We start from the raw sequence: 13,611 nt of genomic DNA on the forward strand, positions 1-13,611 counted from the left end.
GTCACCGACACCGAGTTGGCCGACGCGGCCGCGGGGCTGCTGGCCGACGGCTTCCGGCTGGCACTGGTGGCCGCCCACGACGACGGCGACGTTCTGCGGGTGGTGTATCTGTTCCTGGCGGGCCGCCCGGACCGGCGCACCGAGCTGACCCTGACCGTTCCGGCGCAGCAGCCGTCGATTCCCTCCCTGGCCCGGATGTCGTTTCAGGCCGGCCGCTTCGAACGGGAGATGCTCGACCTCTACGGGATCACCCCGGTCGGCCATCCGCAGCCACGCCGCCTGGTGCGGCATGCGCACTGGCCCGAGGATTGGCACCCGATGCGCAACGACGCCGGGCCCCCGCCGGACTTCGTTGCGGCGGGCCGCTTTCCGTTCCTCACCGTGGAAGGGGCCGGTGTCTATGAGATTCCGGTCGGTCCGGTGCATGCCGGCCTGATCGAGCCGGGTCACTTCCGCTTCTCGGTAGTCGGCGAATCGGTGCTGCGGCTCAAGGCGAGGCTGTGGTTCGTGCACCGCGGGATCGAGCGGCTGTTCGCCGGCCGGGCCGCCGGCGGCGCCGTCGAACTCGCCGAGCGGATCAGCGGTGATACGTCGGCCGGACACGCGCTGGCGCACAGTCTGGCCGTCGAGGACGCCCTCGGAGTCCAACTGCCCGATCCGGCGCACCGGTTGCGCGCCCTGCTCGTCGAACTCGAGCGGCTCTACAACCACGTTGCCGACCTGGGCGCCTTGGCCAACGATGTCGGCTTCGGCCTGGCCCATGCCCACGCCCAGCGCGCCCGCGAGCAACTGCTGCGCATCAACGCCGAGGTGACCGGAGATCGGCTGCTGCGCAAGGCGATCCGGCCGGGCGGGGTCGTTCTGCAGGCACTCCCCGATCCCGGACGGTTGCAGGCGCTGGCCGACGACGTCGCGGAGATCGCCGAGCTGACCCTGGGCAACTCGGTGATCTACGACCGGTTCGCCGGCACCTCGGTGCTGCACCGACAGGACGCGGAGGCGCTGGGGACACTGGGCTATGTCGCACGAGCCAGCGGGCTCGTCACCGATGCCCGCCTCGACCACCCGATGACCGACCTGCCGGTGACCGAGGTGACGGCAACAGCCGGCGACGTGCTCGCCCGTTACACCGTCCGCCGCGACGAATTCGCCGCCTCGGTGGCGCTGTGCCGCAACCTGATCGACGGTCATAGCGGGCCGATCGATGTCCAGGCGGAGATTCCCGCGGCGGCCGGAGCCGGGGTCGGCATCGTCGAGGGCTGGCGCGGCACCATCGTGCACCGGGTGGAAGTCGGCGCCGACGGAGCCATCACCCGGGCCAAGATCGTCGACCCGTCCTGGTTCAACTGGCCCGCCCTCCCGCTGTCCATGACCGACACCATCGTCCCGGACTTCCCGTTGACCAATAAGAGCTTCAACCTGTCCTACGCGGGAAACGATTTATAAGGTCTCGCAACGGCTGCGCCGTATGTCAGCATGTTTGATATGGAAGATGTGGACAGCGCCCCGCTGGGCTATCTGCTGTACCGGGTCAGCTCGGCGCTGCGCCCGCAGGTGTCGGCGGTGCTCGGACCGATCGGGCTGACGCTGCCCGAATTCGTTTGCATGCGGGTGCTTTCGCTTCGCCCGGGGCTGTCCAGCGCCGAGTTGGCCCGCCACACCAGCGTCACCCCGCAGGCCATGAACACCGTGCTGCACCGGCTGCAGAACCGGGGTGCGGTGAGCCGGCCGCAGACGGTGCCGTCCGGGCGGGCCCTGCCGGCGACGTTGACCGACGCCGGTCGCGACCTGTTGAAACAGGCCGAAGCCGCCGTGCGGATCGCCGACGGCCGGGTTCTGGCGGCCCTGACCCCAGACGAGCAGCACCAGTTCCGCCAGATGCTGGAGCGGATCGGCGCGGAGTAGAGCTCAGCCCCGGCCGGTGATCTTCGGCCAGGGCTTCGCCGCTTCGAGTTCGTAGGCCAGCTCCAGCAGCCGGGCCTCCTGGCCGAGATGAGCGCTGAACATCATGCCCACCGGCAGACCGGCCGCCGATTCGGCCAGCGGCAGCGAGATCGCCGGATCCCCGGTGACGTTCTGCAGCGGGGTGAACGCCACCCAATCCATCAGCCGGTCGATGACCTGCTCATAGTCGGCGGTCGGGTCCAGGTGGCCGACCTTCGGCGTCTCGTGGGCCAGCGTGGGGGTCAGCGCAATGTCGTAGCTGCGGAACATCTGCGCGGTGTGCCGGCGCAGGGTCGCCAGCCGGGCGATGGCCAACGGGAGCCGGTACAGGTGGCGGGTGGCGTGGCGATCCAGCCCCAGCGTCAGGTTGTCCAGCCGGCTGCGGTCGAAGGTGGGGCCGAACATCCGCCGCCCGCCGCGCACCAGCGCGGTCGCCAAAAACGCCCAGTAGAGCAGGAAGTCGTCGGCGAAGCGCTCCGGCACCGGCGGGCGGTCGAGGTAGTCGACGTGATGGCCGAGTTCCTCGAGCAGCGCGGCAGTCTTCAAGGTCAACTCGCGCATCTCCGCCGACGTCTCGCGCCGGATCGATTGGGTGATCACCGCGATCCGCAGCCGCTGGCTGCCCGGGGCCCGGACATCGCCGACCGGCGGCAGCTTGGGGTTGCGCCAGATCCGCTCCGCTTCGGCGTAGAAGGCGGCGGTGTCTCGCACCGAGCGGGTGACCACCCCGTTGTAGACGATGCGCACCGGCATCGCGCGCAGATCCTTGTCCAGCGGCAGCCGGCCCCGCGACGGTTTGAGACCGACGAGACCGTTGCATGCCGCCGGGATGCGGATGGAGCCGCCGCCGTCGTTGGCGTGCGCGATCGGCACCACCCCGGCCGCGACGAACGCCGCCGACCCCGACGACGACGCCGCCGCGGTGTAGTCGGTGTCCCACGGGTTGCGCACCGCGCCCAGCCTCGGGTGCTCGGCGGCCGCGCTGAACCCGAACTCCGACAGCTGGGTCTTGCCCAGCGTGATCAGCCCGGTGCCGAGATAGAGCCGGGCGAAATCACCGTCGGCGGCGGCGGCGCGCGGTTGCCACGCGTCGGTGCCCTGCATGGTCGGCATCCCGCCGACATCCACGTTGTCCTTGACATACGTCGGGACACCCGCGAAGTAGCCCCCGGTGCCGCCCTGCCCCGACGCGGTCTCGCGAGCCCGGTCGAACGCCTGGTAGGCCAGTCCGTTCAGCTGCGGGTTGACCGCTTCGGTGCGCGCGATCGCGGCTTCGACGAGCTCGGCGGGCGACACGGCGCCTGATCGGATCCGCTCAACCAGGCCGACCGCGTCGGAATCGCCGAGCGCGTCGTTGCCGAAAGCATGGACATGTTGCATGTCCTGACGCTAGCAAGAACGCCGACGGGCCGACCCCACCGGCGTGGGCGGCTAGGCCTGGCCGACCTCGAACCGCGCGAAGCGGGTCACGGTCACGCCCGCCTCGTCGAGCAGCGCCTTCACCGTCTTCTTCGAGTCCGACACCGCAGCCTGGTCCAGCAGCACGGTGTCCTTGAAGAAACCGTTGACCCGGCCCTCGACGATCTTGGGCAGGGCGGCCTCGGGCTTGCCCTCCTCCTTGGCCGTCTCCTCGGCGATGCGGCGCTCGTTGGCCACCACGTCGGCCGGGACGTCGTCCCGGGTCAGGTAGCGGGCCTTGAGCGCGGCGATCTGCAGCGCGACCGCGTGGGCGGCCTCGGTGCTGTCGCCGGAGTACTCGACCAGCACACCGACGGCCGGCGGCAGGTCGGAGGCCCGCTTGTGCAGGTAGGTCTCCACGGTGCCGCCGAAGTAGGCGACGCGGCGCAGCTCGAGCTTCTCACCGATCTTGGCCGACAGCGCCTCGATGGCCTCGGCCACCGTCCGGTCACCGGCCTTGGCGGCTTTGAGCGTCTCGACGTCGTCGGTCTTGGCGGCCGCGGCGGCGGTGACGATCTCCTCGGCGAGCGCCTGGAACTCGGCGTTCTTGGCCACGAAGTCCGTCTCGGAGTTGAGCTCGATCAGGGCGCCGTCCTTGGCGGCGACCAGGCCCTCGGCGGTGGCGCGCTCGGCGCGTTTGCCGACGTCCTTGGCGCCCTTGATCCGCAGCAATTCGACGGACTTGTCGAAGTCGCCGTCACTTTCGGCCAGCGCGTTCTTGCAGTCCATCATGCCTGCGCCGGTGAGTTCCCGAAGCCGCTTGACGTCGGCAGCGGTGTAGTTCGCCACTGTTGTGTGCCTTTCCTACGATGCGTCGGTGGTGGTGTCGGTGCCGGCGGCGGGCTCAGGCGCCGCGGTGGTGGTGGCACCGGCCAGCAGCTCCTGCTCCCATTCGGCCAGCGGCTCGGCGGCCGCGGTCTCGGCCTTGCCCTCGCCGTTGCCCTGACCGGCCCGGGCCTGCAGCCCCTCGGCCACCGCCGAGGCGATCACCTTGGTCAGCAGGGCGGCCGAGCGGATCGCGTCGTCGTTGCCCGGGATCGGGTAGTCGACCAGGTCCGGGTCGCAGTTGGTGTCCAGGATTGCGATCACCGGGATGCCCAGCTTGCGGGCCTCGCCGACGGCGATGTGCTCCTTGTTGGTGTCGACGACCCAGACGGCCGAGGGCACCTTGGCCATGTCGCGGATACCGCCGAGGCTGCGCTCCAGCTTGTTCTTCTCCCGGGTCAGACCCAGGATCTCCTTCTTGGTGCGTCCCTCGAAGCCGCCGGTCTGCTCCATGGCCTCAAGTTCCTTGAGCCGCTGCAGACGCTTGTGCACGGTGGAGAAGTTGGTGAGCATGCCGCCCAGCCAGCGCTGGTTGACGTAGGGCATCCCGACCCGGGTGGCCTCGGCCGCAACCGATTCCTGCGCCTGCTTCTTGGTGCCGACGAACAGGATGGTGCCGCCGTGCGCGACGGTCTCCTTGACGAACTCGTACGCCTTGTCGATGAACGTCAGCGTCTGCTGGAGGTCGATGATGTAGATGCCGTTGCGGTCGGTGAAGATGAACCGCTTCATCTTGGGATTCCAGCGACGGGTCTGATGCCCGAAGTGGGTGCCGCTGTCAAGCAGCTGCTTCATGGTTACAACAGCCATGAGTACATGGTTCCTTTTGTGTCGGTTGTCGCCCGGCGACGGGTGAGGCCGGGCCCTGGTGTCTGCTGAGATGCCGGACCCCTTACGGGGACCGCCGGCATCCGGTTGTGTCGCAGACACGCGAAGTCGGCCCACTAGCCGCAAAGCTGCGGACCGCGCATGTGAGTTTACACGCTGCGAACAGGTGCTTTGTCCACAGCGGTGACTGGCCGGCTTCGGGGCCTCCGGGGTGAACTGGGCGGATGCGGCGGACGGCGTTGTTGCTGGTCGTGAGCGTGCTGTCGGCCGGGCCGGCACACGCCGACGCGGCGCGGCTGGACTGGCCGCTGCGCCCGCGGCCGGACGTGGTTCGGGTGTTCGATGCGCCGCGGCCGGATTGGCAGCGTGGGCACCGGGGGGTGGATCTGGCCGGTGCCGCCGGTCAGTCGGTGTATGCCGCCGGAACCGCGACCGTCGTGTTCACCGGGCTCATCGGCGGCGTGCCGGTGGTGTCGCTGGCTCACCCCGGCGGGTTGCGCACCAGCTATCAGCCGGTGTCGGCGTCGGTGCGACCCGGCCAGCGGGTCACGGCGGCCACGGTGATCGGCGTCTTGGACGCCGGGCATCCGGGCTGCGGCGGCGCCGCGTGCCTGCATTGGGGCGCGATGTGGGGCCCGGCCTCGCACGCCGACTACGTCGACCCGCTGGGGTTGTTGGCCTCGACGCCGATTCGGCTCAAGCCGGTCGGCTAGGCCCGGGGGTGGGCCCGCTCGTGCACCGCACGCAGCCTGGCGACCGTGACGTGGGTGTAGAGCTGGGTGGTGGCCAGGCTGGAGTGCCCGAGCAGTTCCTGCACGATGCGTAGATCCGCCCCGCCCTCCAACAGGTGAGTGGCCGCGGTGTGGCGCAGCCCGTGCGGACCCATATCGGGGGCACCGCCGACCGCGGCGACGGTCTGGTGCACGACGGTGCGGGCCTGCCGGGGGTCCAGGCGGCCGCCGCGGGCGCCGAGCAGCAGGGCGGGGCCGGATTCCGCGGTGACCAGCGGTGGCCGACCGCGGGCCAGCCAGGCCTGCAGCGCCTCGGCGGCCGGCTCGCCGAACGGCACCGTCCGCTGCTTGTTGCCCTTGCCGAGCACCCGCAGCAGCCGACGCGTGGGGTCGACGTCGTCGACGTCCAGGCCGCACAATTCGCTCACCCGCACCGCGGTGGCATAGAGCAGCTCGGCAATCAGACGATCTCGCAACGCAAGTGGATCATTTTGCTGCGCACCGGATTTCGCGGCGGCCATTGCCGCGTGCGCCTGGTCGGTGCGCAGTACCGCCGGCAGGGTCCGGCGCGCCTTGGGCAGTGCAAGACGCGCCCCGGGATCGGATGCCAGCAGGCCGCGCCGGGCCGCCCAGGCGGTGAAGGTCTTGACCGTCGAGGTGCGCCGCGCCAGCGTGCTGCGAGCCGCGCCGGCGCCGGCCTGCTCGGCCAGCCAGCTGCGCAGCAGCGGCAGGCTCAGGCCGTCGATGCCGGTGTGCCCGCGTTCGGCGAGGAACGCGAACAGCGAGCGCAGGTCACCGAGGTAGGCACGCCGGGTGTGTTCGGAACGTCCCCGCTCCAAAGCCAGGTGCTCGTCGAACTCCTCGAGAATCGCGTCCACCGGCTCACGGTGGCAGAAGTCGTCGCAACGCTCAGATGACGCGCCGCAGCGTGTCCGGGGTGAGATCAACCCGTGACGGATAGCCGTCGACCGCCATGATCAGGTCGGCTTCGGCCAGCAATGAGCGCAGCACGTGCACGATCCCGGCCGTCCCACCCAGCGCCAGCCCGTAGGCGTAGGGCCGGCCGATTCCCACCGCGGTCGCGCCCAGGGCCAGGGCCTTGACGATGTCAGCGCCGGTACGCACGCCCGAATCGAACAGCACCGGCAGCCCGTCGGCGGCCGCCACCACGTCCGGGAGGCAGTCCAGTGCCGGCAGCCCCCCGTTGGCCTGGCGTCCGCCGTGGGTGGAGCAGTAGATGCCGTCCACGCCGCCGTCTTTGGCCCGCCGGGCATCGTCGGGGTGACAGATGCCCTTGACGATCAGCGGCAGGTCGGTCAAGGACCGCAGCCACGGCAGGTCATCCCACGTCAACGGGTTGCCGAAGGTCTGCACCCAGGACAGCACCGCGGCCTGCAGGTTCTCCTCGGGTGGCTGGGCCAGCCCGGCGCGGAACACCGGGTCGGAGAAATAGTTGGCCAGGCAGTGCCCGCGTAGCTGCGGGAAGTTCGACGTCGCCAGATCGCGCGGCCGCCAGCCCGGAACCCAGGTGTCCAGGGTGACGACGATGGCCCGGTACCCCGCCGCCTCGGCCCGATGCACCAGGCTGGCGGCCAACTCCCGGTTCTTGGGCGTGTACAGCTGGAAAAACCCTGGCGTGTCACCGAATTCGGCGGCGACATCCTCCAGCGGGTCGGCGGTCAGGGTGGACACCATCAGCGGAACACCGGTGGCCGCCGCGGCCCGGCCGCTCGCCAGATCGCCGTGGCCGTCCTGGGCACAGATGCCGATGACGCCGATCGGCGCCATGAAGATCGGTGAGGGCAGGCGCAGCCCGAACATCTCGATGGACAGGTCACGCTCCGCGGCGCCGACGAACATCCGCGGGACGAGCCCCCACCGGTCGAACGCCGTGACGTTGGCCCGTTGGGTGCGCTCGTCGCCGGCACCGCCGGCCACATATGACCACACCGACGAGGAAAGCGCCGCAGCGGCTTTGGCCTCCAACTCGGTGTAGGTCATCGGCAGCGCAGGCACGACCCCGGCCAGGCCCTGCAGGTAGATCTCGAACTGGTAATCCCCGAACGCCATGTCGCTAGCCTGCCGCAGCTTCGGCCGCTTCTTTGCTGGCGAGCTCTTTCTTCCATTGCCGGAAGGTCTCTTCAGTGCGACCTCGCCGCCAGTAACCGGAGATCGACGCCCACTTGGCGTCCACCCCGCGCTCCTTGCGAATGTAAGGCCGCAGGTTGTGCATGACGGCCTGCGCCTCGCCGTGGATGAACACCTGAACCTGGCCGGGCAGCCACAAGGTGGTGGTGACCGCCTCGATGAGCGGGGCGTTGTCACCGGCCCGGTCCTGCCCGACCAGATCGGCACGCCCGCCGCGGTGCAGCCAGTTCAGCTGTACCCCCGGCGGCGCGGTGAGCGCGATCTCGTCGTCTGGGCCGGCGACCTCGATGAACGCCTTGCCCACCGCATCGGGCGGCAGTGCTTCCAGGGCGGCAGCGATCGCCGGCAGCGCGCTTTCGTCGCCGGCCAGCAGATGCCAGTCGGCCGCGGGGTCCGGAGCGTACGCGCCGTTGGGTCCCATCAGATAGACCGGCTGGCCGGGCTGGGCGCCGGCGGCCCACGGGCCGGCCACGCCGTGGTCGCCATGCACCGAGACGTCGATGGCGATCTCCCGGGCGACCGGGTCGGCGCGGCGCACCGTCAGGGTGCGGATCACCGGACGATCCTCCTCGGGCAGGCCGTCGAAGCTGTCCAACGTCAACGGCTGCGGTAACGCGGCGACGGCCGCGGCGTCTTGGCGCACGAAGACGACCTTGACGTAGGAGTCGGTGAATTGGCTGGGGCGGAAAGTGTCATATCCGGTGCCACCCAGCACCACCCGCACCATGTGGTCCGTGAGTTTCTCGGTGCGGACCACTGCGAAGGTGTGAACCGGTCTTCCTGCCACGCTGCCTCCCCGTCTCGGGCCTAATCCCGCCGACTATACGAGCTACCGCTTGCCCCGGACTATCGCCCAGCTGCCGTCGCGGCGCTCGACCAAGCCTGCCACCTCCAACATCGCCAGCGGCCCGAACACCTGTGCCGGGGCCAGCCCGGATGCCACCGCGACCTGATCGACGGTCGCCACGCCGCGGCCCGGCAAAGCCTCGTAGACCTGACGTTCGGCGGCACTGAGCCCGTCCAGCGGGGTCTGCGGCCGTGGCGGGTCATCCGCCAACTCCCCGACCCGCCCGGCCAACTCGATCACCTCATCGGCCCGGGTGACCAGCTGGGCGCCGGCGCGCAGCAGCACATGGCAGCCGGCCGACGCCGCACTCGTCACCGGCCCGGGCACCGCGGCCACCGGTCGGCCCAGCAGCCGCGCCCACGCGGCGGTGTTGGCCGCGCCGCTGCGCAGTCCGGCCTCCACCACGACCGTGGCTCCGGCCAGCACCGCCACCAGTCGGTTACGGGTCAGAAACCGGTGCCGTGCCGGGCGCACTCCGGGCGGATATTCGGTGACGAGCAGCCCGTTCCCGCCGATGCGGTGCAGCAGAGCGGAATGCCCAGCGGGATAAGGGATGTCGATGCCCCCGGCCAGCACCGCCACCGTGGTGCCGTCCGCGGCGAGTGCGGCGCGGTGCGCCGCGCCGTCGATTCCGTAGGCGCCGCCGGATACCACCGCCACGTCGCGCTCGACCAGCCCGGCGGCCAGGTCGGCGGCCACCAGTTCGCCGTAAGCGGTTGCCGCCCGGGTCCCGACGATCGCCGTGGCACGCTCGGCGACCTCATCCAGGAGCGCTGGGCCCAGCGCCCACAGCACCATCGGCGGGCTGCAATCCGGTTTCTTCGCGGCCGCCGCACCAGCGAAGGCGACGAACGCCAGCGTCGGCCACTCGTCGTCGTCGGGGGTGATCAGGCGGCCACCGCGTCGGGTGAGTAATTCCAGATCCGTGGCGGCCAGGTCGATCTCCCGGCGAGCCTCGGTGTGCTTGGCCAGTTCCGTGTCGACCGCACCGCACTTGATCCGCTCCGCGGCCTCGACGGCACCGACCCGCCCGACCAGCGCGGCCAGGTCTGGGCGCGGCGGCTCGGCGACCCGGGACAGGTAAGCCCAGGCCAGCAGGGTGCGGTCGTCGGGGCTCATCGGTTCGCGCCCGGTTGACGAAAGCTCAGGGCCGCGGCGATCTCGTCCGGCCCGGGTGAGGTCCGCCCGGCGAGGTCGCTCAGTGTCCAGGCCACGCGTTGAGTTCGCACCGCACCGCGGATGGACAGCAGTCCGCGGTCCAGCGCGGTGCGCAACGGGGCCATCGCAGCCGTACCGAGCCGAAACCTGCGGCGCAGCAACGCCCCGCTGACCTCGGCATTGGTGCGAAATCCGTGCGGCCCCCAGCGTTGCGCCGCCGCAGCGCGTGCCTCTGCCACCCGGGACCGTACCTGCGCGCTCGACTCGCCGTCGACGACGGAGAATGCCCCGGCCCGCACCGGATGCATCTCCACCCGCAGATCCACCCGGTCCAGCAGCGGTCCCGACAGCCTGCCCAGGTAGCGTCGCTTCTCCATCGGTTTGCACGTGCAGTCCCGCGGGTCGGCCGGCGCACACGGGCAGGGGTTGGCCGCCATGACCAGCTGGAAGCGGGCCGGATAGCACGCGACGCCGTCGCGGCGGGCCAACCGGACCTCCCCGTCCTCGAGCGGTGTGCGCAACGCCTCCAAGGCGCTGACCCGGATCTCGGCGCACTCGTCGAGGAACAGCACCCCGCGGTGCGCACGGCTCACCGCCCCGGGCCGCGCCATTCCCGAACCGCCCCCGACGAGCGCCGCGACGCTGGAGCTGTGGTGCGGTGCGATGAACGGCGGGCGGGTGATCAGCGGCGCGCTGCCGGACAACAGCCCGGCCACCGAATGGATCGCGGTGACCTCCAGTGACTCGTCCTCGCTCAGCATCGGAAGGAGTCCCGGAAGACGTTGGGCCAGCATCGTTTTCCCGACCCCGGGCGGGCCCGTCAACATCAGGTGGTGCGATCCGGCGGCCGCCACCTCGACCGCGAACCGCGCTTGGGCCTGACCGACCACGTCGGCCAGGTCCGCGCCCGGCTCCGCCCCCGGAGCCGCGGTGGTGATCCGGCCGTGCAGCCGTGACTTGCCCTCCAGCCAGCCGTGCAGCTGTCCCAGCGTCGCCACGCCGCAGACCTCGATGCCGTCCACCAGGCTGGCTTCGGCGAGGTTGTCCACTGGCACCACCGCGCGCGCCCAGCCGTCGTTCCTGGCCGCCAGCACCGCGGGCAACACCCCGTTCACCGGCCGGATCCGCCCGTCCAGCGCCAACTCACCGAGCAGCACCGTCTTCTCCAGCCGCGACCAGGGCGTGTCGCGATCCGCCGAGAGCACGGCCGCGGCCAGGGCGATGTCGTAGACGGAACCCATCTTCGGCAGCGTGGCCGGTGACAGTGCCAAGGTCAGCCGGGCCTGCGGCCACCGCTGCGCGCTGTTGGTGATCGCGGCCCGCACCCGATCCCGCGATTCCTGTAATGCGGCGTCGGCCAGGCCGACCAGATGCACCCCCGGCAGGCCCGAGGCGATGTCGGCCTCGATCTCCACGATCAGTCCATCGAGGCCGCGCATGGCGACCGAATAGGCCCGTCCCAACGACATCAGCCCACCCCCTGCAGGTGGGTGATGTGCGGGGTTTGGCACCGCCGGATCCGCACCCCGATCACGTCCACGCGGACCGCGTCCCAGTGGGATTGCCGGCCGGCGAGCCACACTCCGGCCAGCCGGCGAACCCGGCGAAGCTTCTGCGGCGGCACCGCGTACGCCAGTCCGCCGAACCCGTCACCGGTGCGGGTCTTCACCTCGACGAACACCACGGCACGGGTGGCCGGATCGGCGGCGATCACGTCCAGTTCGCCGTAACGGCAACGCCAGTTGCGGGCCAGGATGGTCCACCCCTGCCCGATCAGGTGGTCGACGGCCAGCTGTTCTCCCAGCGCCCCCAGCTCGGCGCGCGTCAGGGTTGTCATGCCGGTCAGCGTCGGTCATCGCACCGACGGCGTCGAGCCGCACCGCAGCGAAATCGGTTGCCGCACGGCTAGTTGTCCACAGCGGCGACTTCATCCACAGCCGCCGGCCAACCGGCGGCTAACCGGCGTGTGCGCCCGGTGCCCGAACCACCAGCGGCACCCCGGGGAAGTACGCGGCCATCTCGGTACGGGCACGGCGCAGCGCGGCGGTGCCGTAGCCCTTCTTGCGATGTTCGGGATGGATCCAGATCCGCACGTTGACCTCGCCGTGGTTGAGGTCGCCGAAGACCATGCCGATCTTCTGCGCGCCGTCGATGGCGACGAACAACGCGGCGTCCTCGTCATCGACCCGGGTCAGCGCGGAGCGGATCTCGTCGTCGAGAACCCCGGCCGGAGCGCCGGACCCGTCGCCGCTGGCGCCGACGTCGGTGGTGCGCAGCTCGAAGATGTCGCGGTCGGGCTCGCCGGCGAACGGGCGCAGCACCAGCGCCTCACCGGAGCTTGCCGGGCGATCGCCGAGGGTGAACGTCAGCTCGTTGTTCAGGTCGTCGAGCTCGGCGGCGATCCTGCTCCGGGAATCCCTGGTCAGTTGATCCAGCGACATCCCGATCACCGCTTCGCAGCCGGCCGGTGAGGTGCCGAGCAGGTTCGCGATCGCCTGCACGGCAGACCCGCGGTCGTCGGAGTCCACGATCACGTCGAGTACCTCGTGGCGACGTTCCATGGCTTTGAGCAGGGCGTCGGTGATCTCCCGACGGGAGACGGCGCGGTCGACAGCGGTCATGCCAGTCAGCCTAGACCGAAGACGACGGTGCCGCTGCGCTGTTATTCGGGCAGCCGCAGCTCGGGCTTTTCGACCTCTTCGATGTTGACGTCTTTGAACGTGACCACCCGTACCTGCTTGACGAACCGCGCTGGACGGTACATGTCCCACACCCACGCGTCAGCGAGCCGCAGCTCGAAATACACCTCGCCGTCGGCGTTGCGCGGCACCATCTCCACACTGTTGGCCAGGTAGAACCGCCGCTCGGTTTCCACGACGTAACTGAACTGCCCCACGATGTCCTTGTATTCGCGGTACAGCGAGAGTTCCATCTCGGTTTCGTACTTCTCGAGATCCTCGGCACTCATCTGCTCAGTTGTCCTTCTGCTCGGTTCGTCACCATTGTCCCTGTCGCCGCCGCGGCCGGCACCGCCACGCTGCGCACGTTGATGAACGAGTAGCGGTGCTGGCTGCACGGCCCCAGTGCCGCCAGCGCCGCGGTGTGCGCGGCGGTGGAGTAACCCTTGTGCTCGGCGAAGCCGTACCCGGGGTCGTCCAGCGCCGCCATGTACCGGTCCCGGGTGACCTTGGCCAGCACGCTCGCCGCGGCGATGCAGGCCGCCGCGCCGTCACCGCCGATCACCGGAAGCGACGGCATCGGCAGGCCCGGCACCCGGAATCCGTCGCACAGCACGTAACCGGGCCGCAGCGCCAGCCCCGCCACCGCGCGCCGCATGCCTTCGATGTTGGCCGCGTGCACCCCGCGCACGTCGACGTCGGCCGGCGAGATGAACACCACGTGGTAGGCCAGCGCATGCCGGCGAATCACCGGAAACAGCTGTTCACGAGCGTTGGCGGTGAGCTTCTTGGAGTCGTCGAGCGCCGCCAGCGCGGCGGGACGGCCCGGGCCGAGCACACAGGCGGCCACCACCAGCGGTCCGGCGCAGGCGCCCCGGCCCACCTCGTCGACCCCGGCCACCGGGCCCAGCCCACTGCGGTAGAGCGCCGACTCCAAGGTGCGCAGGCCCGGTGAGCGGCGGATCACCGGGCGCGGCGGCCAGGCCCGGGTCAT

15 protein-coding genes are annotated in these 13,611 nt (G+C 70.5%); 3 read left to right on the top strand and 12 right to left on the bottom strand.

Features of this window, described 5'->3' with window-relative positions; genetic code table 11:
• Positions 1 to 15 precede the first annotated feature (15 nt).
• Together BST28_RS12285 and BST28_RS12290 are read left to right on the top strand one after the other, a co-directional pair.
• Complete coding sequence (locus tag BST28_RS12285) at positions 16 to 1,446, top strand: hydrogenase large subunit (RefSeq protein WP_234808273.1); 1,431 nt, start codon at positions 16 to 18, stop codon at positions 1,444 to 1,446.
• Positions 1,447 to 1,485: 39 nt separating this feature from the next.
• Complete coding sequence (locus tag BST28_RS12290) at positions 1,486 to 1,905, top strand: MarR family winged helix-turn-helix transcriptional regulator (protein ID WP_029249083.1); 420 nt, start codon at positions 1,486 to 1,488, stop codon at positions 1,903 to 1,905.
• Between the two features lie 3 nt (positions 1,906 to 1,908).
• Here BST28_RS12290 and BST28_RS12295 read toward each other — a convergent pair whose 3' ends face one another.
• From BST28_RS12295 to rpsB, 3 genes are read right to left on the bottom strand one after another with little or no spacing between them, the layout of a single operon-like run.
• Positions 1,909 to 3,324: an amidase gene (locus BST28_RS12295; protein ID WP_019736473.1), complete on the bottom strand. Its 1,416-nt coding sequence runs from the start codon at positions 3,322 to 3,324 to the stop codon at positions 1,909 to 1,911.
• A 51-nt stretch (positions 3,325 to 3,375) separates the two neighbouring features.
• Complete coding sequence (gene tsf / locus BST28_RS12300) at positions 3,376 to 4,191, bottom strand: translation elongation factor Ts (protein ID WP_019736472.1); 816 nt, start codon at positions 4,189 to 4,191, stop codon at positions 3,376 to 3,378.
• A 15-nt stretch (positions 4,192 to 4,206) separates the two neighbouring features.
• Complete coding sequence (rpsB, locus tag BST28_RS12305) at positions 4,207 to 5,037, bottom strand: 30S ribosomal protein S2 (protein ID WP_019736471.1); 831 nt, start codon at positions 5,035 to 5,037, stop codon at positions 4,207 to 4,209.
• Between the two features lie 242 nt (positions 5,038 to 5,279).
• Here rpsB and BST28_RS12310 point away from each other — a divergent pair, with 242 nt between their 5' ends.
• Entirely contained in the window at positions 5,280 to 5,768 is a 489-nt protein-coding gene (locus BST28_RS12310) for a M23 family metallopeptidase (RefSeq protein ID WP_019736470.1), read from the top strand.
• Here the strand turns inward: BST28_RS12310 and BST28_RS12315 are convergent.
• The 9 genes from BST28_RS12315 to BST28_RS12355 form a co-directional block, all read right to left on the bottom strand.
• A complete protein-coding gene (locus BST28_RS12315) occupies positions 5,765 to 6,664 on the bottom strand; it encodes a tyrosine recombinase XerC (RefSeq protein WP_083081198.1) in 900 nt (299 codons plus the stop codon). The two genes, BST28_RS12310 and BST28_RS12315, sit on opposite strands and share 4 nt — an antisense overlap.
• Before the next feature lie 31 nt (positions 6,665 to 6,695).
• Positions 6,696 to 7,856, bottom strand: coding sequence for an alpha-hydroxy-acid oxidizing protein (locus BST28_RS12320; RefSeq protein WP_019737345.1), 1,161 nt, complete (start codon positions 7,854 to 7,856; stop codon positions 6,696 to 6,698).
• 4 nt (positions 7,857 to 7,860) lie between these two features.
• Positions 7,861 to 8,721: a siderophore-interacting protein gene (locus tag BST28_RS12325; RefSeq protein WP_019737344.1), complete on the bottom strand. Its 861-nt coding sequence runs from the start codon at positions 8,719 to 8,721 to the stop codon at positions 7,861 to 7,863.
• A gap of 42 nt (positions 8,722 to 8,763) precedes the next feature.
• Positions 8,764 to 9,900 carry a DNA-processing protein DprA gene (gene dprA, locus BST28_RS12330; RefSeq protein ID WP_083081199.1) on the bottom strand — a complete coding sequence of 379 codons (1,137 nt, stop codon included), beginning with the start codon at positions 9,898 to 9,900 and terminating at the stop codon, positions 8,764 to 8,766.
• Positions 9,897 to 11,408 (bottom strand): YifB family Mg chelatase-like AAA ATPase, encoded by a 1,512-nt coding sequence (locus BST28_RS12335; RefSeq protein ID WP_019736226.1) that lies wholly within the window; start codon positions 11,406 to 11,408, stop codon positions 9,897 to 9,899. Before BST28_RS12335 ends, dprA begins: the two co-directional genes overlap by 4 nt.
• Positions 11,408 to 11,776 (bottom strand): YraN family protein, encoded by a 369-nt coding sequence (locus BST28_RS12340; RefSeq protein ID WP_019736225.1) that lies wholly within the window; start codon positions 11,774 to 11,776, stop codon positions 11,408 to 11,410. The genes BST28_RS12335 and BST28_RS12340 overlap by 1 nt, the downstream gene beginning before the upstream one ends.
• A gap of 118 nt (positions 11,777 to 11,894) precedes the next feature.
• Positions 11,895 to 12,560 (bottom strand): GNAT family N-acetyltransferase, encoded by a 666-nt coding sequence (locus tag BST28_RS12345; RefSeq protein ID WP_019736224.1) that lies wholly within the window; start codon positions 12,558 to 12,560, stop codon positions 11,895 to 11,897.
• A 41-nt stretch (positions 12,561 to 12,601) separates the two neighbouring features.
• Complete coding sequence (locus tag BST28_RS12350; RefSeq protein WP_012393608.1) at positions 12,602 to 12,907, bottom strand: DUF2469 domain-containing protein; 306 nt, start codon at positions 12,905 to 12,907, stop codon at positions 12,602 to 12,604.
• Complete coding sequence (locus BST28_RS12355) at positions 12,904 to 13,611, bottom strand: ribonuclease HII (protein WP_019736223.1); 708 nt, start codon at positions 13,609 to 13,611, stop codon at positions 12,904 to 12,906. The genes BST28_RS12350 and BST28_RS12355 overlap by 4 nt, the downstream gene beginning before the upstream one ends.

The organism is Mycolicibacter kumamotonensis, from assembly GCF_002086285.1.
Classification (GTDB): Bacteria; Actinomycetota; Actinomycetes; order Mycobacteriales; family Mycobacteriaceae; genus Mycobacterium; species Mycobacterium kumamotonense.

Excerpts from the sequence above, each read along its gene's own strand:
- BST28_RS12355 (WP_019736223.1), bottom strand. The coding sequence starts at position 13,611 with ATGACCCGGGCCTGGCCGCCGCGCCCGGTGATCCGCCGCTCACCGGGC.
- BST28_RS12350 (WP_012393608.1), bottom strand. The coding sequence starts at position 12,907 with ATGAGTGCCGAGGATCTCGAGAAGTACGAAACCGAGATGGAACTCTCG.
- BST28_RS12320 (WP_019737345.1), bottom strand. The coding sequence starts at position 7,856 with ATGGCGTTCGGGGATTACCAGTTCGAGATCTACCTGCAGGGCCTGGCC.
- BST28_RS12340 (WP_019736225.1), bottom strand. The coding sequence starts at position 11,776 with ATGACAACCCTGACGCGCGCCGAGCTGGGGGCGCTGGGAGAACAGCTG.
- BST28_RS12345 (WP_019736224.1), bottom strand. The coding sequence starts at position 12,560 with ATGACCGCTGTCGACCGCGCCGTCTCCCGTCGGGAGATCACCGACGCC.
- BST28_RS12295 (WP_019736473.1), bottom strand. The coding sequence starts at position 3,324 with ATGCAACATGTCCATGCTTTCGGCAACGACGCGCTCGGCGATTCCGAC.
- BST28_RS12290 (WP_029249083.1), top strand. The coding sequence starts at position 1,486 with ATGGAAGATGTGGACAGCGCCCCGCTGGGCTATCTGCTGTACCGGGTC.
- BST28_RS12310 (WP_019736470.1), top strand. The coding sequence starts at position 5,280 with ATGCGGCGGACGGCGTTGTTGCTGGTCGTGAGCGTGCTGTCGGCCGGG.
- rpsB (WP_019736471.1), bottom strand. The coding sequence starts at position 5,037 with ATGGCTGTTGTAACCATGAAGCAGCTGCTTGACAGCGGCACCCACTTC.
- BST28_RS12335 (WP_019736226.1), bottom strand. The coding sequence starts at position 11,408 with ATGTCGTTGGGACGGGCCTATTCGGTCGCCATGCGCGGCCTCGATGGA.
- dprA (WP_083081199.1), bottom strand. The coding sequence starts at position 9,900 with ATGAGCCCCGACGACCGCACCCTGCTGGCCTGGGCTTACCTGTCCCGG.